Raw genomic sequence first — 24,775 nt, 5'->3', positions numbered from 1 at the left:
ATCTACGATGTCAGTGGTAGGAGAGCGTTCTAAGGGCGTTGAAGCTAGACCGTAAGGACTGGTGGAGCGCTTAGAAGTGAGAATGCCGGTATGAGTAGCGAAAGATGGGTGAGAATCCCATCCACCGTATGCCTAAGGTTTCCTGAGGAAGGCTCGTCCTCTCAGGGTTAGTCGGGACCTAAGCCGAGGCCGAAAGGCGTAGGCGATGGACAACAGGTTGATATTCCTGTACCACCTCTTTATCGTTTGAGTGATGGGGGGACGCAGGAGGATAGGGTAAGCGCACTGTTGGATATGTGCGTGTAAGCAGGTAGGCTGGTGAATAGGAAAATCCGTTCACCGTAAGGCTGAGCTGTGATGCCGAGGGAAATATAGTACCGAAGTTCCTGATTCCACACTGCCAAGAAAAGCCTCTAGCGAGATAAAAGGTGCCCGTACCGCAAACCGACACAGGTAGGCGAGGAGAGAATCCTAAGGTGAGCGAGAGAACTCTCGTTAAGGAACTCGGCAAAATGACCCCGTAACTTCGGGAGAAGGGGTGCTTTTTGAGGTGAATAGCCTCGAAGAGCCGCAGTGAATAGGCCCAGGCGACTGTTTAGCAAAAACACAGGTCTCTGCGAAGCCGCAAGGCGAAGTATAGGGGCTGACGCCTGCCCGGTGCTGGAAGGTTAAGAGGAGGGGTTAGCTCTAAGCGAAGCTCTGAATCGAAGCCCCAGTAAACGGCGGCCGTAACTATAACGGTCCTAAGGTAGCGAAATTCCTTGTCGGGTAAGTTCCGACCCGCACGAAAGGCGTAACGATCTGGGCACTGTCTCAACGAGAGACTCGGTGAAATTATACTACCTGTGAAGATGCAGGTTACCCGCGACAGGACGGAAAGACCCCGTGGAGCTTTACTGTAGCCTGATATTGAATTTTGGTACAGCTTGTACAGGATAGGTAGGAGCCTGAGAAGCCGGAGCGCCAGCTTCGGTGGAGGCGTCGGTGGGATACTACCCTGGCTGTATTGAAATTCTAACCCTCACCCCTGATCGGGGTGGGAGACAGTGTCAGGTGGGCAGTTTGACTGGGGCGGTCGCCTCCTAAAGAGTAACGGAGGCGCCCAAAGGTTCCCTCAGAATGGTTGGAAATCATTCGCAGAGTGTAAAGGCACAAGGGAGCTTGACTGCGAGACCTACAAGTCGAGCAGGGACGAAAGTCGGGCTTAGTGATCCGGTGGTTCCGCATGGAAGGGCCATCGCTCAACGGATAAAAGCTACCCCGGGGATAACAGGCTTATCTCCCCCAAGAGTCCACATCGACGGGGAGGTTTGGCACCTCGATGTCGGCTCATCGCATCCTGGGGCTGTAGTCGGTCCCAAGGGTTGGGCTGTTCGCCCATTAAAGCGGTACGCGAGCTGGGTTCAGAACGTCGTGAGACAGTTCGGTCCCTATCCGTCGTGGGCGCAGGAAATTTGAGAGGAGCTGTCCTTAGTACGAGAGGACCGGGATGGACGCACCGCTGGTGTACCAGTTGTCTTGCCAAAGGCATCGCTGGGTAGCTATGTGCGGACGGGATAAGTGCTGAAAGCATCTAAGCATGAAGCCCCCCTCAAGATGAGATTTCCCATAGCGTCAAGCTAGTAAGAACCCTGAAAGATGATCAGGTTGATAGGTCAGAGGTGGAAGCGCGGTGACGTGTGGAGCTGACTGATACTAATCGTTCGAGGACTTAACCAATTTTTAAAAGATGAACTCGTTTTTACTAACTTCTTCTGACATTATCTAGTTTTGAGGGAATGAACCTCAATTAAATAGTCTGGCAGCAATGGCGAGAAGGTCACACCCGTTCCCATACCGAACACGGAAGTTAAGCTTCTCAGCGCCGATGGTAGTTGGGACTTTGTCCCTGTGAGAGTAGGACGTTGCCAGGCAAAGCCCATTTGGTTTTTTAAATTTTTTCCTGAATTTTCATGATGGCCCCTTGGTCAAGTGGTTAAGACACCTCCCTTTCACGGAGGTAACACGGGTTCGAATCCCGTAGGGGTCACCAAGTTATTTTCGTTAGAAAATAACAAGAGTTTTTTTCACGATAGCAAAAATAACTTTCCTTTCGGAACGGCGAAAAATAACTTTTTCAATAATATGGAGGATTAGCTCAGCTGGGAGAGCATCTGCCTTACAAGCAGAGGGTCGGCGGTTCGATCCCGTCATCCTCCACCAAAGTTTTTTCACGAAAGTGAAAAAAACTTCCCAATAGTGCCGGTTTAGCTCAATTGGTAGAGCAACTGACTTGTAATCAGTAGGTTGGGGGTTCAAGTCCTCTAGCCGGCACCAGATTTTTTTCTCAGTAGAAAAAATAAATTTCCTTGTACGAGCCATTAGCTCAGTTGGTAGAGCATCTGACTTTTAATCAGAGGGTCGAAGGTTCGAGTCCTTCATGGCTCACCAAGTTTTTTTGCGAGAGCAAAATAAACTTCCATTTGCGCCAGCAAAATAACTTTTAATATGCGGGTGTGGCGGAATTGGCAGACGCACCAGACTTAGGATCTGGCGCCGCAAGGCGTGGGGGTTCGACTCCCTTCACCCGCACCATTTAAATTTGTGCAAAAGTAGTTCAGTGGTAGAACACCACCTTGCCAAGGTGGGGGTCGCGGGTTCAAATCCCGTCTTCCGCTCCAATATTATGCGCCCGTAGCTCAATTGGATAGAGCGTCTGACTACGGATCAGAAGGTTATGGGTTCGACTCCTTTCGGGCGCGCCATTAAATAACGGGAAGTAGCTCAGCTTGGTAGAGCACTTGGTTTGGGACCAAGGGGTCGCAGGTTCGAATCCTGTCTTCCCGACCAGTCGAAGATTACATTAACATGGGGCCTTAGCTCAGCTGGGAGAGCGCCTGCTTTGCACGCAGGAGGTCAGCGGTTCGATCCCGCTAGGCTCCATTTATAGTTATTGAAAATGGCGGTGTAGCTCAGCTGGCTAGAGCGTACGGTTCATACCCGTAAGGTCGGGGGTTCGATCCCCTCCGCCGCTATAAATGAATTTAATGCTAATGTTGTTATTAATGTTAGTGTTTATGGACCCTTAGCTCAGCTGGTTAGAGCAGACGGCTCATAACCGTCCGGTCGTAGGTTCGAGTCCTACAGGGTCCATTTATCTGGAGGAATACCCAAGTCTGGCTGAAGGGATCGGTCTTGAAAACCGACAGGCGGGTTAAACCGCGCGGGGGTTCGAATCCCTCTTCCTCCTCCATCATAATAATGTGCGAGTTGCATCAATTGAACTGCTGCTTGAATTGGCTTCCTGAGATTGATATAGTCCATACAAGCTATGGGCATGAGTTAAATGTAATAATTTTTACTGTCGCGGGGTGGAGCAGTCTGGTAGCTCGTCGGGCTCATAACCCGAAGGTCGTAGGTTCAAATCCTGCCCCCGCAATTAAAGTTAGTTATTTTCAAGAAAAACACTTGAAAAAACTTTGGTCCGGTAGTTCAGTTGGTTAGAATGCCTGCCTGTCACGCAGGAGGTCGCGGGTTCGAGTCCCGTCCGGACCGCCATTTTTATTCCGGTAGTTGACCTACCGTTGGTATAGATGTGTGGCTCAGTAGCTCAGTCGGTAGAGCAAAGGACTGAAAATCCTTGTGTCGGCGGTTCGATTCCGTCCTGAGCCACCTTTAAATGTTATGATTAGTAAGGTCTCTTATATGGAGGGGTAGCGAAGTGGCTAAACGCGGCGGACTGTAAATCCGCTCCCTCAGGGTTCGGCGGTTCGAATCCGTCCCCCTCCACCAATTTTTTTTGCATAGCAAAATAACCAAAGTTTTTTGCGAAGCAAATTTACCAGGTTTTTTTTCACAAAGGTGAAAATAACCATAATGGTGATTGTGGTTCCGACATTCGTGGGTTCGATTCCCATCAGTCGCCCCATTTCATTTTTATTATTGGGCTATAGCCAAGCGGTAAGGCATCGCACTTTGACTGCGACATGCGTTGGTTCAAATCCAGCTAGCCCAGCCAGCCATGCATAAAGGCAGCATAGCCAAGTGGTAAGGCAGAGGTCTGCAAAACCTTTATCCCCGGTTCAAATCCGGGTGTTGCCTCCAATTCTAGTAATGCGGGTGTAGTTTAGTGGTAAAACCTCAGCCTTCCAAGCTGATGTTGTGAGTTCGATTCTCATCACCCGCTCCATATGGGCCTATAGCTCAGCTGGTTAGAGCGCACGCCTGATAAGCGTGAGGTCGATGGTTCGAGTCCATTTAGGCCCACTAGAATTTTTTGCGAAGCAAAATTATTAGAATATCCATTGTTCCGCAGTAGCTCAGTGGTAGAGCAATCGGCTGTTAACCGATCGGTCGTAGGTTCGAGTCCTACCTGCGGAGCCATTTTTTATGTCTATGGGGAAGTACTCAAGAGGCTGAAGAGGCGCCCCTGCTAAGGGTGTAGGTCGGGTAACCGGCGCGAGGGTTCAAATCCCTCCTTCTCCGCCATAATATGCGCCTTTAGCTCAGCTGGATAGAGCATACGCCTTCTAAGCGTACGGTCAGAGGTTCGAATCCTCTAAGGTGCGTAAAATAGCAATGAAGAACAACACTTAAAAAGGTTGTTCTTTTTTGTTTGTCCCTAAGGACAAAAAGACCGATAAATAGTGTAAGAAAATTATGTTTTATTGCTTTTGTAAAAATTAATAATAATTTTAATCGTACCTGAATCAGCTTTATCTATACCGATAATAGTACGAATAGGAGGAAATCATGCCCGTGCAGTTCTAACTTAGGTATCTGTGTTAAGATAAAATCTAGTTGAGATTTTTCAAATGGATTAATAGGTAAGTTTTTTAATAGAAGGAAGTGTGTTTATTATGTCTTGCGCATTAGTAATAGACGACAATACTTTGAATAATTTACGTGCTGACTGTGAAAATTGCTTTGGTTTGTGCTGCGTGGCACTGCCTTATGCAAAATCAGCCGATTTCGCCTTTGATAAAGACGGCGGGACTCCTTGCCGTAATTTACAATCCAATTATCTATGTGGCATACATAATGACCTTCGAAATAGAGGGTTTCGTGGCTGTTCGGCTTATGAATGCTTTGGGGCTGGTCAAAAGGTATCTCAACTCACATATAATGGAAAGGATTGGCGTTTAAACCAGGATGTTGCTCAAGAGATGTTTGTTGTATATCCAATTATGCAGCAACTTCATGAGATGCTATGGTACCTATATGAAGCACTAACTACAGATGCTGCAAAGTCAATCTATAAAGAATTAAATGAAAGTCTTGTTGAGACTGAAGAACTGGCCGGTAAAAGTCCAAAGTTCATATTGAGCATCGATGTGAATCAACATAGAGATAAGGTAAACAAGCTGCTGATTCGTACAAGTGAGTTGGTTCGTGCTCAAGTCACTAAAAAGCAAAAAGATACACGTCGCGGAATGGATTATTTAGGGGCAAAGTTGAAAGGAGCCGATCTAAGGGGCTCAAATCTTAGAGGCGCCTTACTAATTGCTGCAGACCTTAGAAACGCAGACCTTAGATGGAGTGATTTCATCGGAGCGGATTTTAGGGATACGGAAATCAGTGGAGCAAATCTTACTGGGAGTATTTTTCTTACCCAGGCCCAAGTGAATGCAGCTAAGGGGAATAAACGCACTAAATTACCAGCCTCATTAGTGAGGCCAGCCCATTGGAGCTAAGAAGATTAATTTTTTAGGAATATAGCTATAAAGAAATATACTTGAATTTTTATATTAAGTAAGCCTAAAATATAAGAATGGAAAATTTACAACGATATTAATTTGATAAAGTAGGGAAAATACATGATTGCAAAAACAGAAGAAGATATAAAAGCACTAAAAGAAATCGGCAAAATTTGTGCCGAAATAAGAGATGAATTGGTAAAAAGAACAGTACCTGGTATAACTACAAAGGAACTAGATGATTTAGCGGGCCAGCTTTTCGAAAAGGCAGGGGCAATCTCAGCACCAAAGGGTGAATATGACTTTCCTGGATATACGTGTATTAGTGTAAATGAGGAAGTAGCGCATGGAATTCCTGGGAAAAGAGTTATAAAAGAAGGAGACATCGTAAATATTGATGTATCTGGTTCTAAAAATGGCTATTTCGCCGATACAGGTATCTCATTTGTTGTCGGTGAAGGGGAAGAGATATTAACAAAAATCTGTGATGTTGCAAAATTAGCATTTGAAGCAGGTCTAAAAAAGGCAAAACCTGGTTCAAAGAAAAGCGGGCTAGGGAAAGCTGTTATTCAAACGGCACGTCAGCATGGTTTAACAGTTATTATGAATTTAACTGGTCATGGAATCGGTCGGAGAATACATGAAGCGCCAGATCATATTTATAATTATCATGACACCTGGGATGACGAACTTTTAAAGGAAGGAATGGTAATTGCATTCGAACCTTTTATCTCAACCAAGGAAGAGGAAGTTTTTCAAGTTGAAGGTGATGACTGGACCTATGTGACTGAGGAAAGTTATGTTGCACAGTACGAACATACGATCATCCTTACAAAAAACGGACCGATCATTACAACCTTATAATAATAGGCAAAAAAGCGGATTCCCAAGGGATCCGCTCTATTTTTACTGTCCAGCTCCAGCGCCCTAGCGGCTAGTGTCCTTCGCTCTCCGCGAGTAAAAATCCCTTCAGGATTTTTACCTACCTACGATAAGTCGACATCGAATCGCCTCCGGCTCTTCGTGTTTCCTTTATCTCAGTTGGAGCGCTCCAGGCCATACGCCGCTGACCAGGGCGCTTGCGCTTTTCTTATTCTTTTGTAAATTTCAATGTACTTCTTACTGTGTTAATTGGACGCACTAATTTTTCAATTTGGTCACGTTTTGGTTCAAAAAATGGTGGTAGTGATAACTTTTCACCAAGCGTTTCATATGGTTCGTCTCCCATAAATCCAGGGCCATCTGTTGCAAATTCAAATAAAATCTGAGGGGCAACTCTAGCATAAAGAGATCCGAAAAAGTAGCGATCGACAAAACCTGAAGTTTGGAAGCCGAAACGACGCATTTGTTGATCCCATTCGTCTAGTACAGAACGATCCTCCACACGGAATGCAGCGTGATGGACTGTTCCGAAACCTTGGCGTGCAGGTGGAAGAACTGCATTATATTCAACCACAACTTGGGCACCATTTCCTCCTTCACCCACTTCAAATAAATGAAAGTCACCTTCTTGCGCAATTTCTTTAAAGAGTAATACCTTTTCCATCATTTCTTTAAAATAGTCAAAATTAGCAATCCGAACAAAAATGGGACCTAAACCTGTTATGGCATATTCTAATGGAATCGGACCATTTTGCCATGGTACACCGGCAGCCACACCCTCGTTATTTTCATCCGAAATTAATTGATAGTGTTGGTCATCAAAATCAACGAACGAGATTGTTTTTTTACCAAATTGTTCTTTAATCCCCGAATGCTTTATCTCCAAACGATCAAAACGATTTACCCAATAATCTATCGCCCTATCGTTAGGAACTCTAAATGAGGTTTTTGAAATCTCATTTGTTCCATGCACACCTTTTGGAATGCTAGGAAAATCAAAAAATGTCATATCAGTTCCAGGGCTGCCGGTGTCGTCTGCAAAAAACAAATGATAGGTTTGAATATCATCCTGGTTTACAGTCTTCTTAACCAACCGCATACCTAAAACAAAAGTAAAGAACTCATAATTCTTCTCTGCACTGCTTGTAATGGCTGTTACATGGTGTATTCCTTTTAAATTGTTCACGTTTATACCTCCAATAAATGTATTCCACTATATTCCCGTTATCGCGCTAATAAATCATTTGGAGTTACTTGTAATCCCTCGGATTAAAATATCTCTAATTCGAGATAAATATATCATGGGAACGATATACTGTCAATTTCTTGGTCTATCTTTTGTTCTTATATTTTTCACATTTCATACGTTAATTTCCACATCAATGATGTTAATCACAAACAGGCTGATGAAAAGGTGTTATTTTAACTATGAGATTAATTATCATTACCAATTTAAAAATAAACCATTTGATAGGAGAATCCTGATGAGTGAATTCATAAATAATCGTGAACTACGTTCAAACAATCCAAATAAACGCCAAGCAATATTAAAACAAATCTTTGAGGACCTTCATGCTGGAAAGAATGTGGCCGAGGTCAAAGCACATTTTGATGCATTTATCGGAAAAATCACCATTGATGAAATTTCACAGCTTCAGCATGATTATGGAGGTCTTTCTGTTGAGGAAATGCACCAACTACATGCTAAGCACACAGAAATTTTTAAAGATTCTATTGAAGAAATTGAAAAAACCAATAAGCCTGAGGAAATTCCTGGACATCCTATCCATACTTTCATTTTAGAAAATAGAGAGCTTGATAAGCTTGCTAATATCACTATCCAAGGGGATTTAGGGAAATTTGTTCAGGCAGATAGTCCTGAAAATGTGCTTAAGCTCATAGAAGATATCAATTTGCTTCTTGATATCGATAAGCACTATAGCAGGAAAGAAAATTTGATTTTCCCTTATTTAGAAACGTATGGCATTTTTGGACCCACTACGAACATGTGGCGTATTAATGATTTTATTCGCGATGGTATTAAAGATGCTAGGCAGAAGTTAACTTCTTATAATGGAGACAAACAGGCAGTAATGGAAGCATTAAATTTTGTTATTCAAGAAGTAACAACCATGATCTATCGGGAGGAAAATATTCTTTTTCCAATGGCATTAAACAATTTTACTGAAGATGAATGGGTAAAAATTGCCCGTGAAAGTGATGAAATTGGGTATTGTCTAATAGCCCCTGCTGGAGTATGGAAACCAGAAAGGCACGCTTTAGACGAAAAGGCGATTTCTGAAGGTTATATAAAAATGGAAACCGGGATATTATCATTAAAGCAGCTTGAACTCCTGTTAAATCAATTACCTGTCGATCTCACGTTTATTGATCAGGACGATGTTGTTCGCTATTTTTCACACGGAAAAGAAAGAATCTTTGCTCGAACAAAAGCAGTTATTGGACGTACGGTACAAAATTGTCATCCACCAAGAAGTGTCCATGTTGTAGAAGAACTGTTAGCTAACTTTAAAGCAGGGAGAAAAGATACGGAAGACTTTTGGATTAAGTTCCGTGATAAATATGTGTATATTCGTTATTTTGCCGTTAGGGATGAGAATGGAAAATACATTGGAACACTTGAATTTACGCAAAATATTGATCCGATTCAAGCAATAGAAGGAGAAAAGAGGATAATGTCTTAGTAAAAGAACCATCATACTATGAACGCATGGGGAGATCCATGCGTTTTTTTAGTAATGTTCATCTGCAGTTTTGTATTTAAGGGGTATTTTTCTAGCTATCAAATCAAATACTATGACAGATATTCCAGTAATATCGCTTTTCAGAGTATCCAAATCCTAACTATTGAGGTGATTCATTGTGAGTTATCAAGATAATTTGGATCCACAGTCTCAAAAGTTTCACCATAATTGGACACGTCCTAAGCGTGTTACCACTCAGGTAAATGGGCAAACACAAAGATCTCAACATAACATTATATTGAGATCAAACGCAAAGGCACATAGGTGGTAAAGGATATTTCTGAATTAAAGGAAGAAGACGAAAAATGTCTTCTTTCCTTTTTTATCTATACTATTATGGAAAGCCATTCAATCGTACCAATTAAATGGTATTGAATATTTAACAATAATAGTAAATTTTACCTTTAATATACCGCAAAAATAGTTAATATAGCGTTTTTCTAATTTCGTTTAATAATTGCTGTAACAACAAAGAAAGCGCTTCAATATTTACAATAAAAATAAAGTTCTGAAATATTAAAATAATATACTAGACTAATAACGAAAAAAGTACTACAATAACAAATGTAATCAGTTAATTTACCTAGTAAACAAAATTCATGGGTCAAAGAAGATACTAAACTATGAAAAATAGTATCAGAAAATTCAATCAAGGGGGAAAATTCCATGAAAAAGAAATTAGCAAGTGTGTTTATGGCTTCAACCATCTTTGCAGGTGTGTTGGCTGGATGTGCTGGAGGCGCAAAGGATAGTTCAGGCGGCAATTCAGATACGATTAAATTGGGAGTAAACATGGAACTCTCAGGTAATGTTGCTTCTTATGGTGAATCTATGGCAAAAGGTATAGAAATGGCTGTAGATGAGATTAATAAAAATGGCGGCATTGATGGTAAGAAATTTGATGTAATCAAAGTAGATAATAAATCTGAAGCAGCTGAGGCTACAAACGGTATCATTAAGTTAACAAGCCAAGATAAAGTTACTGCTGTTATTGGTGCTGCAACAAGCGGAAATACAGTAGCTCAGGCACAGATTGCCAATGATACAAAAACAGTTCTACTTGCTCCAGGTGGTACAAGCCCAAGTGTTACAGTAGATGATAAGGGGAAAGTAAGACCATTCGTCTTCCGTACTTCATTCATTGATCCGTTCCAAGGAACTGTTGCAGCTAACTTTGCTTTGGATACTTTAAAAGTAAAAGACGCTGCCATTTTAGCAGACAACTCAAGTGACTATGCAAAAGGTTTATCGGATGCTTTCAAGGAAACATTTGATGCTGCAGGCGCTAAAATCGTTGCCGAAGAAGCATATGTAGCAAAAGACACAGACTTCCGAGCTACATTAACAAGAATCAAAGCAAAAAATCCATCGTTCATCTTCATTCCTGGTTATTATGAAGAGGTAGGATTAATTGTAAAGCAAGCACGTGAATTAGGTATTGATGTTCCCTTAGTGGGAGCAGATGGCTGGGATTCTCCAAAGTTGGTTGATTTAGCTGGTGCAGAGGCTTTAAATAATACGTATCTGATCAACCATTACTCTTCTGAAGATCCAGATGAAAAGGTACAAAATTTTGTTTCAGCGTTTAAAGAAAAGAACAAAGACCAAGCACCAAACGCTTTCAATGCACTTGGCTATGATACAGTTTACTTTTTAGCGGATGCCATTGAGCGTGCAGGCAGTATCGATTCAAGCAAAATTCAAGAAGAATTAGCAAAAACTAAAGATTTAAGCCTTGTTACTGGAGTATTATCAATTGATGAAAATCATCATCCAATTAAAACAGCTACTATCTTAGAATATGTAGATGGAAAACAAGTGTTTAACACAAAAGTAAATCCTTAAGAGTACTGACAAGTAGAATGGAGGGATGACCCTCCATTCTACTACTTTTTATATGAGTGAAACTGGAATTAGGAGTGATTACAATGGAGTGGCTACAACAATTAATAAATGGAATTTCACTCGGTAGCATCTATGCCTTAATCGCATTAGGCTACACCATGGTATATGGAATTATAAAATTAATTAACTTCGCTCATGGTGACGTTTTTATGGTAGGTGCGTTCGTCGGGTTTTATGCGATTAAGGGATGGGGTCTAGGATTCTTTCCAGCATTGTTATTATCAATGACTTTTTGTGCCGTATTTGGAGTTTTAATTGAAAGAATTGCCTATAAACGTCTACGAAATGCAACGAGAATTGCTGCCTTAATAACAGCAATTGGGATGTCGTTATTAATTGAATACGGTGTTATCTATGCTCGAGGTGCACAGCCGGAAGCGTATCCAGACAATGTTTTGCCGAGCACAAGCTTTAACTTATTTGGTGCACAAATTAGCAGCCAGTCTCTGTTTATCCTATCAGTATCGGTTGGGCTAATGATTATTCTTCAATTTATTGTTCATAAAACAAAAATTGGGAAAGCTATGCGTGCTGTTTCACATGATATGGATGCCGCCCGTTTAATGGGTATTAATGTTGACAGAACGATTTCTTATACCTTTGCCATTGGTTCAGCGTTAGCTGGGGCAGCAGGTGTAATTTTTGGGGTATATTATACGAAGATTGAGCCATTGATGGGAATTATCCCAGGATTAAAGGCCTTTGTTGCCGCTGTATTAGGTGGAATTGGTATTATTCCTGGAGCCATGGTCGGTGGACTTATTCTAGGTGTGGTGGAGTCAATCGTCAGTGCAATGGGCTTCTCTTTATGGAGGGATGCCGCAGCGTTTATCATTTTAATCCTTATTCTCATATTTAGACCTTCAGGCATTTTTGGGAAAAATACGAGAGAGAAAGTGTAGGTGAGATAGACAGATGAAAAAAATGAATAAATTCTGGCTATTTCTCATATTAGCAGCAGTAGTGTATGTAGTTGGCCAGGGCTTAATCCAAACAGGAATTTTAAATGCTTTTTATAATAATATGCTGATTCTCATGATTATTAACATTATTTTGGCTGTAAGCCTTCATTTGGTTATCGGAATAACCGGTCAATTTTCAATTGGACATGCAGGTTTTCTTGCTGTTGGAGCATATGTTTCAGCCATTATTACCATGAAGTTTGAATTACCTTTCGTTTTAGCGATTATTATCGGTGGAATTGTAGCCGCTCTAGCAGGTTTGCTCGTTGGTATTCCTTCTTTAAGGCTGAGAGGGGATTATCTAGCTATTGCAACTCTAGGATTTGGTGAAATCATTCGAATTGTATTCTTAAACATTGAGTATGTTGGCGGGGCGTCTGGTATGATGGTTTCAAATATGACCACTTGGACTAGCGCATTTATATGTCTCGTTATCACCGTTTTAGTAATAGCGAATTTTACGAACTCGCGGCATGGCAGAGCATGTATTGCCATTCGAGAAAATGAAATCGCAGCGGATGCGATGGGAATTAATACTACGTTTTATAAAGTGGCGGCTTTCGCGATCGGTTCCTTCTTTGCTGGAATCGCCGGTGGGTTATTTTCTCATAATTTTTATATCATCCAGCCATCCAATTTCGGTTTCTTAAAATCATTTGATATTTTGATTTTTGTTGTTCTAGGCGGCCTTGGAAGTTTGTCAGGCTCCGTAATTTCTGCGATCCTATTAACGATTGTTTCAACTTACTTACAGCAATACCCTGAAACTCGGATGATTATTTACAGTCTTGTATTGGTTGTTGTGATGTTATACCGTCCTCAGGGTCTAATGGGTACGCGTGAAATAACTGATTTCTTTGGTAAGAAGAAAATGGCGAAAGGGGGAAATTAGTGTGGGAGCTTTACTTCAGGTTAAAGAGGCTGGGATCCAGTTCGGAGGCTTAAAGGCTGTTTCAGGCTTTAATATGGAGCTGAACCAAGGTGAATTGGTTGGATTAATCGGTCCGAACGGTGCAGGAAAAACGACGAGTTTTAATCTGCTAACCGGTGTTTATGTACCAACTGAAGGTGAAATTTTGTTTGAAGGGAAAAGGATTAACGGGCTTGCTCCGTACCAAGTAACAAGGAAGGGCATTAGCCGTACGTTTCAGAATATCCGCCTTTTCAGCGAATTATCTGTTTTAGATAATGTTAAAGTCGCCTATCATTCTTTAGCTAAACATTCCATTCTAAGTTCTATTTTCCGTCTGCCTGTGCATTTTTCTGAGGAAAAGGTGATGGAGGAAAAATCACTAGAGTTCTTAAAGATTTTTCAGTTGGACCGTTTTAAGGATGAAAAAGCAAAGAATTTACCATATGGTCAGCAAAGAAGACTAGAAATTGCCAGAGCGTTAGCTGCGGGTCCAAAATTATTGCTGCTCGATGAGCCGGCTGCCGGAATGAATCCGCAGGAAACGCATGAACTAATGGAACTAATCGCCTTTATCCGTAAACAGTTTGATTTAACCATTCTCTTAATTGAACATGATATGAACCTAGTAATGGGTATTTGCGAACGAATATACGTATTAGACCATGGACAACTGATTGCCGACGGTACTCCTAATGATATCCGAAATAATCCAAAAGTAATTGAAGCATACCTAGGAGAGGAGGTATCCAGCGATCATGCTTAACGTGAATGGAATTAATGTTTATTATGGAAACATCCACGCTCTTAAGGGTGTTTCTTTAGAAATAAATGAAGGTGAAATTGTTACACTGATTGGGGCAAATGGAGCAGGAAAAAGTACACTTCTTAAAACATTGTCTGGGCTATTAAAACCGAAGACAGGAACCATCGAGTACTTAGGCAGCTCCATTTCAGGTAAGGCTCCACAATCGATTGTTAAAGCGGGTATCTCTCATGTTCCTGAAGGCCGACGAGTATTTGCAAATATGAGTGTAGAAGAAAACCTCGAATTGGGTGCCTACATCCGATCCGATAAGAAAGAAATTAGACAGGACATCCAACGTGTATACGAGCTTTTTCCGAGACTGCATGAACGCAGGAAGCAGTTATCGGGGACATTATCAGGTGGAGAGCAACAAATGCTGGCGATGGGCAGAGCGATTATGGCGAAACCGAAGCTGCTTTTGCTAGATGAACCTTCTATGGGTTTGGCTCCGCTCATGGTCAAAACCATTTTTCAAATTATAGAGCAAATAAACCAGGATGGAACAACGATTTTGCTCGTTGAACAAAATGCGAATATGGCATTATCGATAGCGAATCGAGCTTATGTAATTGAAACAGGCCGGATTGAAATCTCAGGTACAGCTGCTGAATTACAAGCAAGTGAAGAAATTAAAAAGGCCTACCTTGGTGGATTATAGTAGTACATCGATTGCTTAAGTTCTTATTTCAAAAGCAAAAATTCGTGTAACACGAAACTCCTTTTAAACGACTATTAAGATAGTTGAATTAAAAGGAGTTTTTTATGATGCCAATCAAAAAATTGATGATAGTTTTAGTAGTCGGGCTTTTAACCGCTTGTGGTACTGGAAGTAATTCCAATGACAATTCTAATGGCGGGGAAAGTCAGAACCAAATAGAATACCCAAAACAAAACGAAATTGCAGCAAATTTCTTTTCATCCATAGAAACAATCGAGGAAAACAACTCAATCATCGTCAACTACAAAGTTAAGAATATTTCAGGGAAACAGGTAAAACTAACGTTTCCTAGCGGGCTTCAGGCTGATTTCATTGTCTATGATGAAAAGGGAAAAAAGGTAAAACAATATTCTGAGGAAGTTATGTCTACGCAGGCAATCAAAGATGTTATCATAGAAAATAATCAAGAGATTCAAAACAGTTTTACCATCTCAGACCTATATAATGGCCGCTTCAAATTGGAAGTATTTTTAACCGCTAAGGAAGAGCAGGCAAGGGTCGTTATAGATTTAATTGTTGAAAAATCATTGTTTACAAAAATTTCTGGCGTATATGTTGGCCAAATAGACCCTCATTCTATTGAAGTAGATATAAAAGGAGAAAAGACAGCATTTCAACTAAAAGAAGAGGCCATCAATCAATTGCCATCATTAAAAGAAGGCAGCGAGGTCACTTTTGTTTATTCAGAAAAGGATAGTCAAAAGACAATCGAGAAGTTTTCTATACAATAGATCTTTTGTTAAAGGAGGGGGGAACCTTCCTTTTTTATTTATCTTTGTATATAACACTTAAACTTGCCGCAAAATATCATTATGAAAATTTTAGGAGTTGGCAGGTTTGGGAAAAAAGGGAACACAAATTCCAGTTAAAGAAAAGTTTGAAGATAATATTGATTATTTAATAAAAGAATTACGGATTGGTAAAAGCTTTGATGTCATCCATCGACCTCTAGTGTATGGTGGACTGAAGTTTGGGATGTTCCAAATTGATGGTTTCGCAACCGCAAATATCCTATTGTTAATTATGAAGGAAATTGAGAAGCGCAAACCAGAGGATTTTGAAAACAATCCCATCGATAAGCTTTTTAAAACGTTCATTCCACATGTCGAGGTTAATACGTCAGACGATTTAGAAGAAGCGATTGCACAAGTCCTTGCAGGTCAGACTGCCATCGTGGTTGAAGGCTGTCAGCAAGTGATTCTCATTGATGCACGTGAATATCCGATTCGTTCTCCTCAAGAACCTGATATTGAACGTGTGGTACGAGGACCGCGCGATGGTTTTGTAGAAACCATTGTATTTAATCTAGCATTAATTCGAAGACGAGTACGGGACCGTTCTCTCATCAATGAATACATACAGGTAGGGCAACGCTCAAAAACAGATATTGCTTTAGTGTATATTGATAGCCTTGTCGATATGGACCATGTGAAAATGTTAAGAAATGAGCTTGAGAAAATATCGGTTGATGGTATTTCAATGGGGGAAAAAACCATTGAGGAATTTGTTTTTGGCAGAAATTATAATCCCTATCCACTTGTTCGATATACTGAAAGAGCTGATACGAGTGCTGTTCATTTAATGGAAGGCCATGTGCTTATCGTTGTCGATGGTTCACCTAGTGTGATGATATGTCCATCTACCTATTGGCATCATTTGCAGCACGCAGAAGAATATCGCCAAAAACCAATTGTTGGAGTCTTTTTAAGATGGGCTCGTTTCATAGCGGTGTTGGCTTCCCTATTCCTGTTACCTTTTTGGTATACATATGCAACAAATGAACAATTGCTTTCCGACCGCTGGAAGTTTATTGGGCTGAAGGAACATGGTGAGATTGGGTTAATCTGGCAGTTTCTTATCGCTGAAGTAGGTATTGAGATTTTGCGGATGGCAGCCATACATACCCCAAATGCTCTCGCAACAGCTCTTGGTATCGTTTCGGCGATTATTATTGGAGAAGTAGCTGTACAGGTAGGGATATTCACCCATGAAGTGGTCCTTTATGTAGCTGTTGCGGCAATTGGTACGTTCGCAACACCTAGTTATGAATTGAGTCTTGCCAATCGAATATTCCGTGTATTCTTTTTGATTATGGTTGCCCTCCTTAAGGTTCCTGGTCTTGCCATAGGGATTACGTTATGGATTATCTTGCTTGCGAGAACGAAAAGCATGAATACGCCTTATTTATACCCGTTTATTCCGTTTCATCCAAGGGACTTTCGGATTATGCTGGCTAGAACCCCAATCCCGCTTAAAAACACTAGAGCACAGGTATTAAATGTACAAGATAGAAGCAGGCAGTAGATCATAAAGCCTCTTCATCTAAAATATCTTGTTTTTATTCTCTTAACCGGCAATAGTAAAATAAGCGGAGAATTTCCGGTTATTTGAAAAATGAGCTCGTTTCGTGGAATATAAGCGGAGAATTTCCGGTTATGCCATGCAAAATCTCCCACTTTTATGTTTTTTTTATAAATTAGCGGAATTTCTCCGTCTATTTGTGCTTTTTTTTAAAATAACTATGAATTAAGCGGAATTTCTCCGTCTATTATTCATAGCGGGCTCTTTCCCAGAAACTTGACGTATGCAAATTCATACGTCAATTCTTGTGTCTTTTTAATAAGAAAGCACCCGAAAACGGAACCTCTTATTTACCCTGGAAGGAACCTTAAGATGATTTCACACCGATAAATATAAAACTCACACCAAGAGCAATCCAGACGAATTTCATGATCGATATTTTTTCAACGAGCCCTATTAATCCAATTGAGGTAGTCAACACTAATATAATTGGACCGATAAGAGCTAGTGAAGAGTTCACCATAAGGGCTTTTTCAACCGTATTAAATTTGATCATAAGGATGGCTGCAAATATTTCAATGCTGCCAGAAATTAAGCGTAAAAAAGCCATTCCAAGTACAACTTTTTCAATAATAATAAACATAATGACCTCCTGATCTTACCATTTCTTTCATAAGTATATGTTTGAATTTCCAGGAGAAGGACAGGTTTTTTATTCTTATCAAAAAAAGAACATGGTTGAACCCATGTTCTCTTAAATAAGTTTGACTCCGCTAATTAAAATCATGATGGCCATAATGGTTCTTAATGGTTTCGCTGGGAATTTTGAAGATAGCGTACTGCCAATTAATACTCCTGGAATTGAACCCATAAGAAGGTTTAAAACCAGAAAATAATCCACATTGCCTATTCCTGCATGCATGAATCCTGCCGCGGTTACTAATAAAAACGCATGTGCTATATCGGTACCGACAAGCTCTGAAGGGGTCATTCTGTACAGATAAAGCATAGCTAACGCAAACAATGAACCAGAACCAATAGAAGTTAACCCAACAATAAAGCCTAATACAACTCCTATCAAAATGGTTAAAGCCTTTTTTTCATGAAGTGGCTTTTTCTGAAGAGAGTTCTCTTCTATTTTATTTTTGGCGAACGTTTTAATAAGGGTAGTCAATGCTACCAAGATTAAAACATACCCCAAAGCATGTTTGATGACCTCCTCTTGGTTATGAAAAAAAGAATCAAATAGGTGGAGAATCCCAACAGCACATATAGCACTTGGGATACTTCCGATTGCAAGATATTTGACCAAAGTAAGGTTTATGGTCTTTTGCCTCCAATGTTGAAAGGAGCCAAAAAGCTTGGTGATTGAATTATAAATCAGATCTGTTCCTACTGCGATAGATGGACTAAACCCTAATAATATCAAGATCGGTGTCAAAAGCGCAGCCCCGCCAACACCTGTTAAACCAACCATAAAACCAATAAATAGCCCCATTAGAATGATACCGATACTCATTAGGCCACACACTCCATATTTGTCTAACTGCTTAACAATAAATTATGAAGTAGTTAAATGCCTTGCTACTACTGCCTAGACCCAAATTAAAAAGAGGACACCCGTAGGTACCCTCTAATGTCTATTCTTCCTCTTCTTCTTCTTCTTTTAGCTTAATTTTCTTACACCCGACATACAAACAGGAGAGAATATCAAGATCCGGCTTTGCTTTGGCTAATCCCTTTATGTAAGGTGTGACTAAATCTTTGAAGTCTGACCCTACTTCCTCATCCTCTAATATGCCATAAACATATAATTTCTTATCGTTAAAAAGAAAAGCTACATTTCCTACTCCCTTGTTTTTGGAGTTAACCACATTAAGTACCTGATATTCCGGTGTAATAACCTCAGGCGAAAAATATATTTGCACTTCTATCTACTCCTTTATCGCAACTTTTCTTAGGTGAATTGCAATTTTTCAAAAAGTGAGTCACTTTCGTTTTCCTCTGATGGTTTCGGTTTGGCTACGTGAATGAGAATCATGCATAGTAAAGCCGCTAACAATGTTAGACCCGCTGTTATTAAAAACATCCCAGAACGTGACCATGCCATTAAGGAACCAAACACAGGGGGACCAATTGCAACCCCGAGAAATCTTACGGATCCATACAGTGAGGTAACGAATCCCCTTCGATCGGTTGGAACAGACCCAGTAATAAAACTATTAATACATGGAAGAACAAGTCCCGTACCAATACTGCTAACACCAAGTACTGCAAAGAAGGGAACTAATTTCTTAAAGAAAATCAATGACGCAAAGGATGTTGTCATTAGTAATAACCCTAAGATAATCAGGGTTTTCATCAACTTCATCTTCTTTCCAATTTTAGCGCCGGTTATATAGGATGTTATCGTCATGATTAAAAGAGGTATGGCTAATATACTCCCTTTTAAAACACCATCAATTTGATAATCTTTTTCTAATATATCTGAGATATAAAATAAAATACCAAAGAGGGTAAATAAACAGGTTGCGCCAGTTAAATAGGCGGCGAATAACCAGCGTCCTTCCGTTTTGAATACAGACACCAGACCTTTAACATATTTGCCAACCGGAGGCGGTTCCTTTTTGGTTTTTTTCTCTTTAATGAAAAAGATGGTTAACAAACAAGAAATAGCACAGAAAATAGGAAAGGCGAAAAATGCCGCATACCAAAAGAGTAAGGCAAGAAGAGAGCCAATGATAGGGCTGATTACCTTTCCAAATCCATTAGAAGCCTCAACTAACCCCAAAACTTTACTTTGTTTCCCGCCTTTAAATAAATCCCCTGTTAATGCCATGGCGATTGGGGCTGTACCTGCAGCACCCATTCCTTGCATGATTCTCCCAGCAAGGATCCAGGTATACGCATTGTCAAACCAGGCTGCAGCAGCACCTGCCAAGAGACCTCCACTCCCATACAGAATGAGAGAAGGGATGATAATCGCCTTGCGGGAAAACCGGTCGGATAAATAGCCTAACACAGGTATAGAAATAGCTGCAGCAATCGAAAATGCTGATATGACTAAACTAACTTGGAATTGTGAAATATCAAGTTCAGATTTCATCTTCGGTAGTACGGGAATAAGCATCGAGTTCCCTAAAACAAGGATGAGTGGAATCGAACCGATTGCAAGAATCGTCAAACCATTATTTTTTTGCTTCGACAAGGATGTTCACCCCTAACCTTAAGAATAAGCCTTTTTATTGTTTACATTTGGGGTCAGAGTTTATGCAAGACAAATGCCCAATTTCTACCATATAGGCACTAAATTCTACACATTCACCTAATTATTGAATAATCTATCCTAGAAAAAAAGAGGAGGCGCTTCTTCTATGGATTTTTTAACACTGCCAGAAAGGACGTCAGGAAATAGAACATATGGCTTGACTTCGGTGATTGATTTCGGAACTCCGATAGGTGAGTTGAAAAATATTTTATCTGATTATGGCTATATCATTGATATCGCAAAAATTGGAATTGGGTCTGCCTATATTACACGAAACATTGAGAAAAAAATTGAACTATATAAGCAATATCAAATTAAACCTTATTGTGGTGGAACCTTGTTTGAGAAATGTTTTTATCAAAATAAAATCCCTGAATATTTATCATTTTTACGTAATTTAGGAATTGAATGGATAGAAATATCAAATGGAACGCTGGATATTCCTCTACAAAAACGCCTCCAATTGATTTCAAAAATCAAGAAGAATTTCCATGTCATTGCAGAGGTTGGATCAAAAGATTCAACGATTGAAATGTCCATATTAGATTGGAAGGAAGAAATCTGTTTATTATTAAATGCTGGTTGTGACTACGTCATTACGGAAGGCAGAGATTCAGGTACTTCAGGAATTTATGAAAGAAGCGGGACGATAAAATCAAATTTAATCCAGGAACTGGTTAAAGATATAGATACCAAGAAAATTATTTTTGAAGCCCCAACATCTAAGCAGCAAATGTATTTTATTAAAGAAATTGGAACGAATGTGAATTTAGGAAATGTAAAGCTTCAAGACGTTTTAGTGTTAGAGACACAACGATGTGGTCTAAGGAGTGAAACCTTTTATTTGGAGGAAGATGAATGCAAATTACTATGATCAGACACCTTCCAACAGAATGGAATAAAAAAACCTGGCTTCAAGGGAGAAGGGATATCGGTCTATCACAAGTTTCAGATGACCAGGCAAAGGGAATTGAGATGAATCAGAAAATACTCGATGAATTAGCCCCCTTTGACCTTGTCATTGCAAGTACACTACAACGAACGCACCAAACCGCTGCACTCTATGGTTATTCGTGTGAAGCAGATGGGTTAGTAGATGAATTGGATTTTGGACCTTTTGAAGGGATTCCAAAAAATGTGCTGATTGAAAAGCATGGAAACATCTGGATTGAAAACCCAAAAGAATTAGTACTAGGGGAAAGTTTGCAGAATTTAGAAGACAGAATTGTACAATTTTTAAATAAATATAGTGAGTTTTCAAACCTATTGGTGTTCGGTCATGGTTCATGGATTCGAGCAATGCTTTCGTATGCGAAATACGGAGATATAAACAACATGAACAAGGTAGAGGTCTTAAACAATTCATGCCATACCTTGATAATGAATCCTCGGGTTAAAAGAGAAAGGGAGTGCTGAGGATTGTCTGAAATGTTAACGTATGAAAATTGGAATGAGGATAAGATCGCCTCTTTTATGGATAGCAAGCCAGACTTTATGGATGTCATAAAATGGGGTTATCGTGAGTACGGTGAGGATATTGTATATGCATGCAGCTTTGGTGCAGAAGGGATTGTTTTGATTGATTTAATTTCAAAGGTAAAGAACAATGCAAAAATTATCTTCCTCGATACGGAACTGCATTTTTCAGAGACCTATGAGCTAATTGAAAAAGTGAAAATACGATATCCATCTCTACAAATAGAAATGGTTAAACCTCAATATTCCTTGAAAGACCAAGCAAAGTGGTATGGAGAGGAGCTTTGGAAGCATAATCCGAATCTTTGCTGCCATATGAGAAAAGTAGTTCCTCTTAAGGAAGCTTTAGGGGAAGTAAAGGCATGGATTTCCGGTTTAAGGAGGGAGCAATCGCTCACAAGGAGGAACACCCAGTACCTGAATAAAGATGATAAATTCCATAAAATCAAAATTTGCCCTCTTATCCATTGGACCTCAGAAGATATTATGACCTACATTCAGTTAAACAAGCTGCCCTATAACCCATTACATGATAAAGGCTATCCAAGCATAGGCTGTGCTCCTTGTACCAAGCAGGTTTCCAACAATGGTGATTCTCGTGCTGGACGATGGGCCGGACAATCAAAAACAGAATGCGGACTTCATGAATCATAAGAATATTTTATTGAAAAATATACATGCTGATTCAGGAGGCAAAAGGAGGGGAAGGATTTGAGTAGCAGTGTACCACATGGTGGTAAGTTGATCAATCGTATAAATCATGATGAACACATAGATGTATCACGGAATTTTGTCCTGCTCGATAATCTAGAATTAAGTGATTTAGAATTAATTGCAAATGGCGCGTACAGCCCGCTAGAAGGTTTTATGGGAAAAGCGGACTATGAATCGGTGGTTCAAAATATGCGCCTTTCAAGCGGTCTTCCGTGGTCGATTCCGATTACGTTAGCAATCGATAAGAACAAAGCCATGGAATTAAAGGTCGGGGAAACCATCAACTTAATTCAAGATGATACCGTTTATGGTGTAATGGATTTGGAGGAAATTTATATTCCAGATAAGATAACAGAAGCAGAAATGGTTTATAAAACCACAGACATAAATCACCCAGGTATAAAAAAACTTTTTAACAGAAGTGAACTCTATATTGCTGGGCCGATTACGTTGGTAACCAGAAGTAAAAAGAGTATGTTTGAACGTTATTATTTGGACCCGATTCAAACGAGAGACACTTTTAATCATTTAGGTTGGAAAACGGTGGTAGGATTTCAAACGCGAAATCCCGTTCATCGAGCACATGAATACATTCAAAAAACAGCACTAGAGACTGTTGATGGGTTATTTTTGAATCCGCTCGTGGGTGAGACTAAACCAGATGATATCCCTAGTGAAATAAGAATGAAAAGCTATCAAGCGTTACTTGAAAATTATTATCCAAAGGATCGAGTTTTCTTATCGGTGTTCCCAGCCGCTATGCGATACGCGGGTCCTCGAGAGGCTATCTTTCATGCGATTGTTCGAAAAAATTTCGGTTGTACTCATTTTATCGTAGGAAGAGATCATGCAGGCGTAGGAAATTATTATGGAACGTATGATGCCCAAAAAATATTTAGCAACTTTGAAGAAGAGGAACTAGGAATTAAACCACTATTCTTTGAACATAGTTTTTATTGCAATAAGTGTGAGAATATGGCGTCTAAAAAAACATGTCCGCACGATTCAAGGCATCACGTAATTTTATCTGGTACAAAGGTAAGAGGTATGCTAAAAAACGGAGAAATGCCGCCCAAAGAATTCAGCCGGCCGGAGGTAGTGGAAATTCTTATTCAAGGTATGAAAGAAGTTTATACCTTCGAAGAAAAACCAAAGGGTGTCGGAAATGAAAAATAGTAATCATATTACTTGGCATCATTCAAGTGTTACGAAAAAGGACCGCAATCTTTTGAGTGGCCACAAGAGCTGTGTTCTTTGGTTTACAGGACTATCCGGATCGGGAAAGTCAACATTAGCGAACGCGGTGGATTATGCATTGTTTCGAAATGCTTTAAGGAGTTATATATTAGATGGTGATAACATCCGCCATGGATTAAACCGGGATCTGAGGTTTGGACCGGAAGACCGGAAAGAAAATATTCGAAGAATTGGGGAAGTGGCAAAGTTATTTGTCGACAGTGGTCAAATCGTTTTATCTGCCTTTATTTCTCCCTTTCGAGAGGATAGAGAACTGGTACGGAACATGTTTGAATCGGATGAGTTTATTGAGGTTTATGTGAAATGTCCAATCCAAGTTTGTGAAGATAGGGATCCAAAAGGGTTATATAAAAAGGCGAGGAAGGGAGAAATTCCAGAGTTTACAGGAATATCCTCTCCATATGAAATGCCGAGCCACCCTGAAATTGTTATCGAATCAGACAAAATGCCAATTGAGGAATCAGTTGAGAAAATTATAGCCTATCTCCAAGATAAGAAGATTCTTTAATGGATCTTCTTATCTTTTTCTCCAAGCTGCCGATAAAAAGCTGATTCGATGGAACTTAAACTCATAAATATAATCTATGATATTGGTTGAAATAAACTGGCAAATAATGGCATAAAGTACAATTTTATAATCAATCACCAAGGCCGTTAATACAAAGATGAAAAAGTTAATCCCCATCATCACTTTTCCTGGGCTCCAATTTTTGTAGTTGGCAATCATTAATGCAGGAATGACCATGCCGCCGCTAGATGCACCGGATCGAATCAGTAAACCAACTCCTAAACCGAAACATACACTTCCCGCTATAATACAAAGGAAAATATTTATATGGATGTGAGGAAACTGAGAGGTTATGTAGCCTACGGTCATAGAAGTGATTGCAACGGAAATAACGGTTCGCAATGTCCAGGTAAAACCAAAATAAGGAAGAGCAAATAGTAAAAATACAATATTTGCCAGCCACAATGAAAAACCAAGGGATAGACTGAAAAAATGATTAATAAGGATTGCCAGCCCTGCTGCCCCGCCAGATGGGATAGAATGTGGAAATAAAAATAAAGACATCGATATTCCCTGTAAGGTAGCTCCAAATAGTAAACAAGAATAGGTTAACAGCGTTTTCATCA

General features: G+C 40.0%; 22 protein-coding genes, 23 tRNA genes and 2 rRNA genes (1 of these 47 cut by a window edge). 41 read left to right on the top strand and 6 right to left on the bottom strand.

Annotated features, from left to right (window positions below):
- The 27 genes from AC2TFD_RS17120 to map all read left to right on the top strand — a co-directional run.
- Positions 1 to 1,719, top strand: a 23S ribosomal RNA gene (locus tag AC2TFD_RS17120); it begins 1,236 nt to the left of the window's first position.
- A 78-nt stretch (positions 1,720 to 1,797) separates the two neighbouring features.
- Positions 1,798 to 1,913, top strand: a 5S ribosomal RNA gene (rrf, locus tag AC2TFD_RS17115).
- Positions 1,914 to 1,957: 44 nt separating this feature from the next.
- Positions 1,958 to 2,032: transfer RNA gene (locus AC2TFD_RS17110), tRNA-Glu, on the top strand.
- Between the two features lie 94 nt (positions 2,033 to 2,126).
- Positions 2,127 to 2,202 (top strand) — tRNA-Val (locus AC2TFD_RS17105).
- A gap of 38 nt (positions 2,203 to 2,240) precedes the next feature.
- Positions 2,241 to 2,316, top strand: a tRNA-Thr gene (locus tag AC2TFD_RS17100).
- A 38-nt stretch (positions 2,317 to 2,354) separates the two neighbouring features.
- Positions 2,355 to 2,430: transfer RNA gene (locus tag AC2TFD_RS17095), tRNA-Lys, on the top strand.
- A 59-nt stretch (positions 2,431 to 2,489) separates the two neighbouring features.
- Positions 2,490 to 2,574, top strand: a tRNA-Leu gene (locus AC2TFD_RS17090).
- A gap of 11 nt (positions 2,575 to 2,585) precedes the next feature.
- Positions 2,586 to 2,660 (top strand) — tRNA-Gly (locus AC2TFD_RS17085).
- A 7-nt stretch (positions 2,661 to 2,667) separates the two neighbouring features.
- Positions 2,668 to 2,744, top strand: a tRNA-Arg gene (locus tag AC2TFD_RS17080).
- A gap of 8 nt (positions 2,745 to 2,752) precedes the next feature.
- Positions 2,753 to 2,829: transfer RNA gene (locus AC2TFD_RS17075), tRNA-Pro, on the top strand.
- 20 nt (positions 2,830 to 2,849) lie between these two features.
- Positions 2,850 to 2,922 (top strand) — tRNA-Ala (locus AC2TFD_RS17070).
- Between the two features lie 18 nt (positions 2,923 to 2,940).
- Positions 2,941 to 3,014, top strand: a tRNA-Met gene (locus tag AC2TFD_RS17065).
- 44 nt (positions 3,015 to 3,058) lie between these two features.
- Positions 3,059 to 3,132: transfer RNA gene (locus AC2TFD_RS17060), tRNA-Ile, on the top strand.
- Positions 3,133 to 3,139: 7 nt separating this feature from the next.
- A tRNA-Ser gene (locus AC2TFD_RS17055) sits at positions 3,140 to 3,232 on the top strand.
- Positions 3,233 to 3,344: 112 nt separating this feature from the next.
- A tRNA-Met gene (locus tag AC2TFD_RS17050) sits at positions 3,345 to 3,418 on the top strand.
- A 42-nt stretch (positions 3,419 to 3,460) separates the two neighbouring features.
- Positions 3,461 to 3,537, top strand: a tRNA-Asp gene (locus tag AC2TFD_RS17045).
- A 41-nt stretch (positions 3,538 to 3,578) separates the two neighbouring features.
- A tRNA-Phe gene (locus tag AC2TFD_RS17040) sits at positions 3,579 to 3,651 on the top strand.
- Positions 3,652 to 3,686: 35 nt separating this feature from the next.
- Positions 3,687 to 3,771, top strand: a tRNA-Tyr gene (locus AC2TFD_RS17035).
- Positions 3,772 to 3,922: 151 nt separating this feature from the next.
- Positions 3,923 to 3,997: transfer RNA gene (locus AC2TFD_RS17030), tRNA-Gln, on the top strand.
- A 12-nt stretch (positions 3,998 to 4,009) separates the two neighbouring features.
- Positions 4,010 to 4,083, top strand: a tRNA-Cys gene (locus tag AC2TFD_RS17025).
- An 11-nt stretch (positions 4,084 to 4,094) separates the two neighbouring features.
- Positions 4,095 to 4,168: transfer RNA gene (locus AC2TFD_RS17020), tRNA-Gly, on the top strand.
- 3 nt (positions 4,169 to 4,171) lie between these two features.
- Positions 4,172 to 4,245 (top strand) — tRNA-Ile (locus tag AC2TFD_RS17015).
- A gap of 42 nt (positions 4,246 to 4,287) precedes the next feature.
- Positions 4,288 to 4,362, top strand: a tRNA-Asn gene (locus AC2TFD_RS17010).
- Positions 4,363 to 4,376: 14 nt separating this feature from the next.
- Positions 4,377 to 4,467, top strand: a tRNA-Ser gene (locus AC2TFD_RS17005).
- 6 nt (positions 4,468 to 4,473) lie between these two features.
- A tRNA-Arg gene (locus tag AC2TFD_RS17000) sits at positions 4,474 to 4,547 on the top strand.
- Between the two features lie 291 nt (positions 4,548 to 4,838).
- Positions 4,839 to 5,672 carry a pentapeptide repeat-containing protein gene (locus AC2TFD_RS16995; protein WP_484673622.1) on the top strand — a complete coding sequence of 278 codons (834 nt, stop codon included), beginning with the start codon at positions 4,839 to 4,841 and terminating at the stop codon, positions 5,670 to 5,672.
- A 123-nt stretch (positions 5,673 to 5,795) separates the two neighbouring features.
- Positions 5,796 to 6,539: a type I methionyl aminopeptidase gene (gene map, locus AC2TFD_RS16990; RefSeq protein ID WP_335514943.1), complete on the top strand. Its 744-nt coding sequence runs from the start codon at positions 5,796 to 5,798 to the stop codon at positions 6,537 to 6,539.
- Positions 6,540 to 6,765: 226 nt separating this feature from the next.
- On the opposite strand, the gene AC2TFD_RS16985 is transcribed toward map, so the two are convergent.
- On the bottom strand, positions 6,766 to 7,743 hold the full coding sequence (locus AC2TFD_RS16985) for a ring-cleaving dioxygenase (RefSeq protein WP_335514940.1): 978 nt from the start codon (positions 7,741 to 7,743) through the stop codon (positions 6,766 to 6,768).
- 298 nt (positions 7,744 to 8,041) lie between these two features.
- Here AC2TFD_RS16985 and AC2TFD_RS16980 point away from each other — a divergent pair, with 298 nt between their 5' ends.
- The 9 genes from AC2TFD_RS16980 to AC2TFD_RS16940 all read left to right on the top strand — a co-directional run bounded on the left by AC2TFD_RS16980 (position 8,042) and on the right by AC2TFD_RS16940 (position 16,929).
- On the top strand, positions 8,042 to 9,262 hold the full coding sequence (locus tag AC2TFD_RS16980) for a DUF438 domain-containing protein (protein WP_484673621.1): 1,221 nt from the start codon (positions 8,042 to 8,044) through the stop codon (positions 9,260 to 9,262).
- Positions 9,263 to 9,440: 178 nt separating this feature from the next.
- Positions 9,441 to 9,593 carry a YpzG family protein gene (locus tag AC2TFD_RS16975; protein ID WP_335514934.1) on the top strand — a complete coding sequence of 51 codons (153 nt, stop codon included), beginning with the start codon at positions 9,441 to 9,443 and terminating at the stop codon, positions 9,591 to 9,593.
- A 395-nt stretch (positions 9,594 to 9,988) separates the two neighbouring features.
- The gene (locus AC2TFD_RS16970) at positions 9,989 to 11,167 is read left to right on the top strand and encodes an ABC transporter substrate-binding protein (protein WP_335517299.1); all 1,179 of its coding nucleotides are present in this window, start codon (positions 9,989 to 9,991) and stop codon (positions 11,165 to 11,167) included.
- Positions 11,168 to 11,250: 83 nt separating this feature from the next.
- The gene (locus AC2TFD_RS16965; protein WP_335517301.1) at positions 11,251 to 12,129 is read left to right on the top strand and encodes a branched-chain amino acid ABC transporter permease; all 879 of its coding nucleotides are present in this window, start codon (positions 11,251 to 11,253) and stop codon (positions 12,127 to 12,129) included.
- A gap of 13 nt (positions 12,130 to 12,142) precedes the next feature.
- Complete coding sequence (locus AC2TFD_RS16960) at positions 12,143 to 13,081, top strand: branched-chain amino acid ABC transporter permease (RefSeq protein WP_335517304.1); 939 nt, start codon at positions 12,143 to 12,145, stop codon at positions 13,079 to 13,081.
- A gap of 1 nt (position 13,082) precedes the next feature.
- Positions 13,083 to 13,865 (top strand): ABC transporter ATP-binding protein, encoded by a 783-nt coding sequence (locus tag AC2TFD_RS16955; protein WP_420489105.1) that lies wholly within the window; start codon positions 13,083 to 13,085, stop codon positions 13,863 to 13,865.
- Positions 13,858 to 14,565, top strand: a complete 708-nt coding sequence (locus AC2TFD_RS16950) for an ABC transporter ATP-binding protein (RefSeq protein WP_335517307.1) — start codon at positions 13,858 to 13,860, stop codon at positions 14,563 to 14,565. The genes AC2TFD_RS16955 and AC2TFD_RS16950 overlap by 8 nt, the downstream gene beginning before the upstream one ends.
- Positions 14,566 to 14,672: 107 nt before the next feature.
- Entirely contained in the window at positions 14,673 to 15,356 is a 684-nt protein-coding gene (locus AC2TFD_RS16945; RefSeq protein ID WP_484673620.1) for a BsuPI-related putative proteinase inhibitor, read from the top strand.
- A gap of 106 nt (positions 15,357 to 15,462) precedes the next feature.
- Positions 15,463 to 16,929: a spore germination protein gene (locus AC2TFD_RS16940; protein WP_484673619.1), complete on the top strand. Its 1,467-nt coding sequence runs from the start codon at positions 15,463 to 15,465 to the stop codon at positions 16,927 to 16,929.
- 364 nt (positions 16,930 to 17,293) lie between these two features.
- On the opposite strand, the gene AC2TFD_RS16935 is transcribed toward AC2TFD_RS16940, so the two are convergent.
- The 4 genes from AC2TFD_RS16935 to AC2TFD_RS16920 form a co-directional block, all read right to left on the bottom strand.
- Entirely contained in the window at positions 17,294 to 17,569 is a 276-nt protein-coding gene (locus AC2TFD_RS16935; RefSeq protein WP_335569308.1) for a YqhV family protein, read from the bottom strand.
- Between the two features lie 111 nt (positions 17,570 to 17,680).
- Positions 17,681 to 18,445: a sulfite exporter TauE/SafE family protein gene (locus AC2TFD_RS16930; RefSeq protein WP_335512360.1), complete on the bottom strand. Its 765-nt coding sequence runs from the start codon at positions 18,443 to 18,445 to the stop codon at positions 17,681 to 17,683.
- A gap of 121 nt (positions 18,446 to 18,566) precedes the next feature.
- Positions 18,567 to 18,854 (bottom strand): hypothetical protein, encoded by a 288-nt coding sequence (locus AC2TFD_RS16925; RefSeq protein WP_335512359.1) that lies wholly within the window; start codon positions 18,852 to 18,854, stop codon positions 18,567 to 18,569.
- 29 nt (positions 18,855 to 18,883) lie between these two features.
- Positions 18,884 to 20,134, bottom strand: a complete 1,251-nt coding sequence (locus AC2TFD_RS16920) for an MFS transporter (RefSeq protein ID WP_335569309.1) — start codon at positions 20,132 to 20,134, stop codon at positions 18,884 to 18,886.
- Positions 20,135 to 20,300: 166 nt separating this feature from the next.
- Between AC2TFD_RS16920 and AC2TFD_RS16915 the strand changes: the two genes are divergently transcribed.
- The 5 genes from AC2TFD_RS16915 to cysC are packed head-to-tail and all read left to right on the top strand — an operon-like array spanning position 20,301 to position 24,149.
- Positions 20,301 to 21,068, top strand: coding sequence for a phosphosulfolactate synthase (locus AC2TFD_RS16915; RefSeq protein WP_335512357.1), 768 nt, complete (start codon positions 20,301 to 20,303; stop codon positions 21,066 to 21,068).
- Positions 21,053 to 21,610, top strand: coding sequence for a histidine phosphatase family protein (locus AC2TFD_RS16910; protein WP_484673618.1), 558 nt, complete (start codon positions 21,053 to 21,055; stop codon positions 21,608 to 21,610). The genes AC2TFD_RS16915 and AC2TFD_RS16910 overlap by 16 nt, the downstream gene beginning before the upstream one ends.
- Positions 21,611 to 21,613: 3 nt before the next feature.
- Positions 21,614 to 22,324, top strand: coding sequence for a phosphoadenylyl-sulfate reductase (locus AC2TFD_RS16905; RefSeq protein WP_420489046.1), 711 nt, complete (start codon positions 21,614 to 21,616; stop codon positions 22,322 to 22,324).
- 57 nt (positions 22,325 to 22,381) lie between these two features.
- A complete protein-coding gene (gene sat, locus AC2TFD_RS16900) occupies positions 22,382 to 23,560 on the top strand; it encodes a sulfate adenylyltransferase (RefSeq protein ID WP_484673617.1) in 1,179 nt (392 codons plus the stop codon).
- Positions 23,550 to 24,149, top strand: a complete 600-nt coding sequence (cysC, locus tag AC2TFD_RS16895; protein ID WP_484673616.1) for an adenylyl-sulfate kinase — start codon at positions 23,550 to 23,552, stop codon at positions 24,147 to 24,149. Before sat ends, cysC begins: the two co-directional genes overlap by 11 nt.
- A gap of 9 nt (positions 24,150 to 24,158) precedes the next feature.
- On the opposite strand, the gene AC2TFD_RS16890 is transcribed toward cysC, so the two are convergent.
- On the bottom strand, positions 24,159 to 24,773 hold the full coding sequence (locus AC2TFD_RS16890) for a YitT family protein (protein ID WP_335512362.1): 615 nt from the start codon (positions 24,771 to 24,773) through the stop codon (positions 24,159 to 24,161).
- Between the last annotated feature and the right edge of the window lie 2 nt (positions 24,774 to 24,775).

This window comes from Neobacillus sp. plas4 (genome assembly GCF_057221695.1).
Note: the sequence above shows the minus strand (reverse complement) of the source record. Positions and strands in the feature narration are given on the sequence as shown.

What these genes read in the sequence shown, in the direction of transcription:
- cysC (WP_484673616.1), top strand. Translation starts at nt 23,550, where the DNA reads ATGAAAAATAGTAATCATATTACTTGGCATCATTCAAGTGTTACGAAA.
- AC2TFD_RS16965 (WP_335517301.1), top strand. Translation starts at nt 11,251, where the DNA reads ATGGAGTGGCTACAACAATTAATAAATGGAATTTCACTCGGTAGCATC.
- AC2TFD_RS16935 (WP_335569308.1), bottom strand. Translation starts at nt 17,569, where the DNA reads ATGTTTATTATTATTGAAAAAGTTGTACTTGGAATGGCTTTTTTACGC.
- AC2TFD_RS16970 (WP_335517299.1), top strand. Translation starts at nt 9,989, where the DNA reads ATGAAAAAGAAATTAGCAAGTGTGTTTATGGCTTCAACCATCTTTGCA.
- AC2TFD_RS16950 (WP_335517307.1), top strand. Translation starts at nt 13,858, where the DNA reads ATGCTTAACGTGAATGGAATTAATGTTTATTATGGAAACATCCACGCT.
- AC2TFD_RS16995 (WP_484673622.1), top strand. Translation starts at nt 4,839, where the DNA reads ATGTCTTGCGCATTAGTAATAGACGACAATACTTTGAATAATTTACGT.
- AC2TFD_RS16980 (WP_484673621.1), top strand. Translation starts at nt 8,042, where the DNA reads ATGAGTGAATTCATAAATAATCGTGAACTACGTTCAAACAATCCAAAT.
- AC2TFD_RS16890 (WP_335512362.1), bottom strand. Translation starts at nt 24,773, where the DNA reads ATGAAAACGCTGTTAACCTATTCTTGTTTACTATTTGGAGCTACCTTA.
- AC2TFD_RS16915 (WP_335512357.1), top strand. Translation starts at nt 20,301, where the DNA reads ATGGATTTTTTAACACTGCCAGAAAGGACGTCAGGAAATAGAACATAT.
- AC2TFD_RS16910 (WP_484673618.1), top strand. Translation starts at nt 21,053, where the DNA reads ATGCAAATTACTATGATCAGACACCTTCCAACAGAATGGAATAAAAAA.
- map (WP_335514943.1), top strand. Translation starts at nt 5,796, where the DNA reads ATGATTGCAAAAACAGAAGAAGATATAAAAGCACTAAAAGAAATCGGC.
- AC2TFD_RS16945 (WP_484673620.1), top strand. Translation starts at nt 14,673, where the DNA reads ATGCCAATCAAAAAATTGATGATAGTTTTAGTAGTCGGGCTTTTAACC.
- AC2TFD_RS16960 (WP_335517304.1), top strand. Translation starts at nt 12,143, where the DNA reads ATGAAAAAAATGAATAAATTCTGGCTATTTCTCATATTAGCAGCAGTA.
- AC2TFD_RS16930 (WP_335512360.1), bottom strand. Translation starts at nt 18,445, where the DNA reads ATGAGTATCGGTATCATTCTAATGGGGCTATTTATTGGTTTTATGGTT.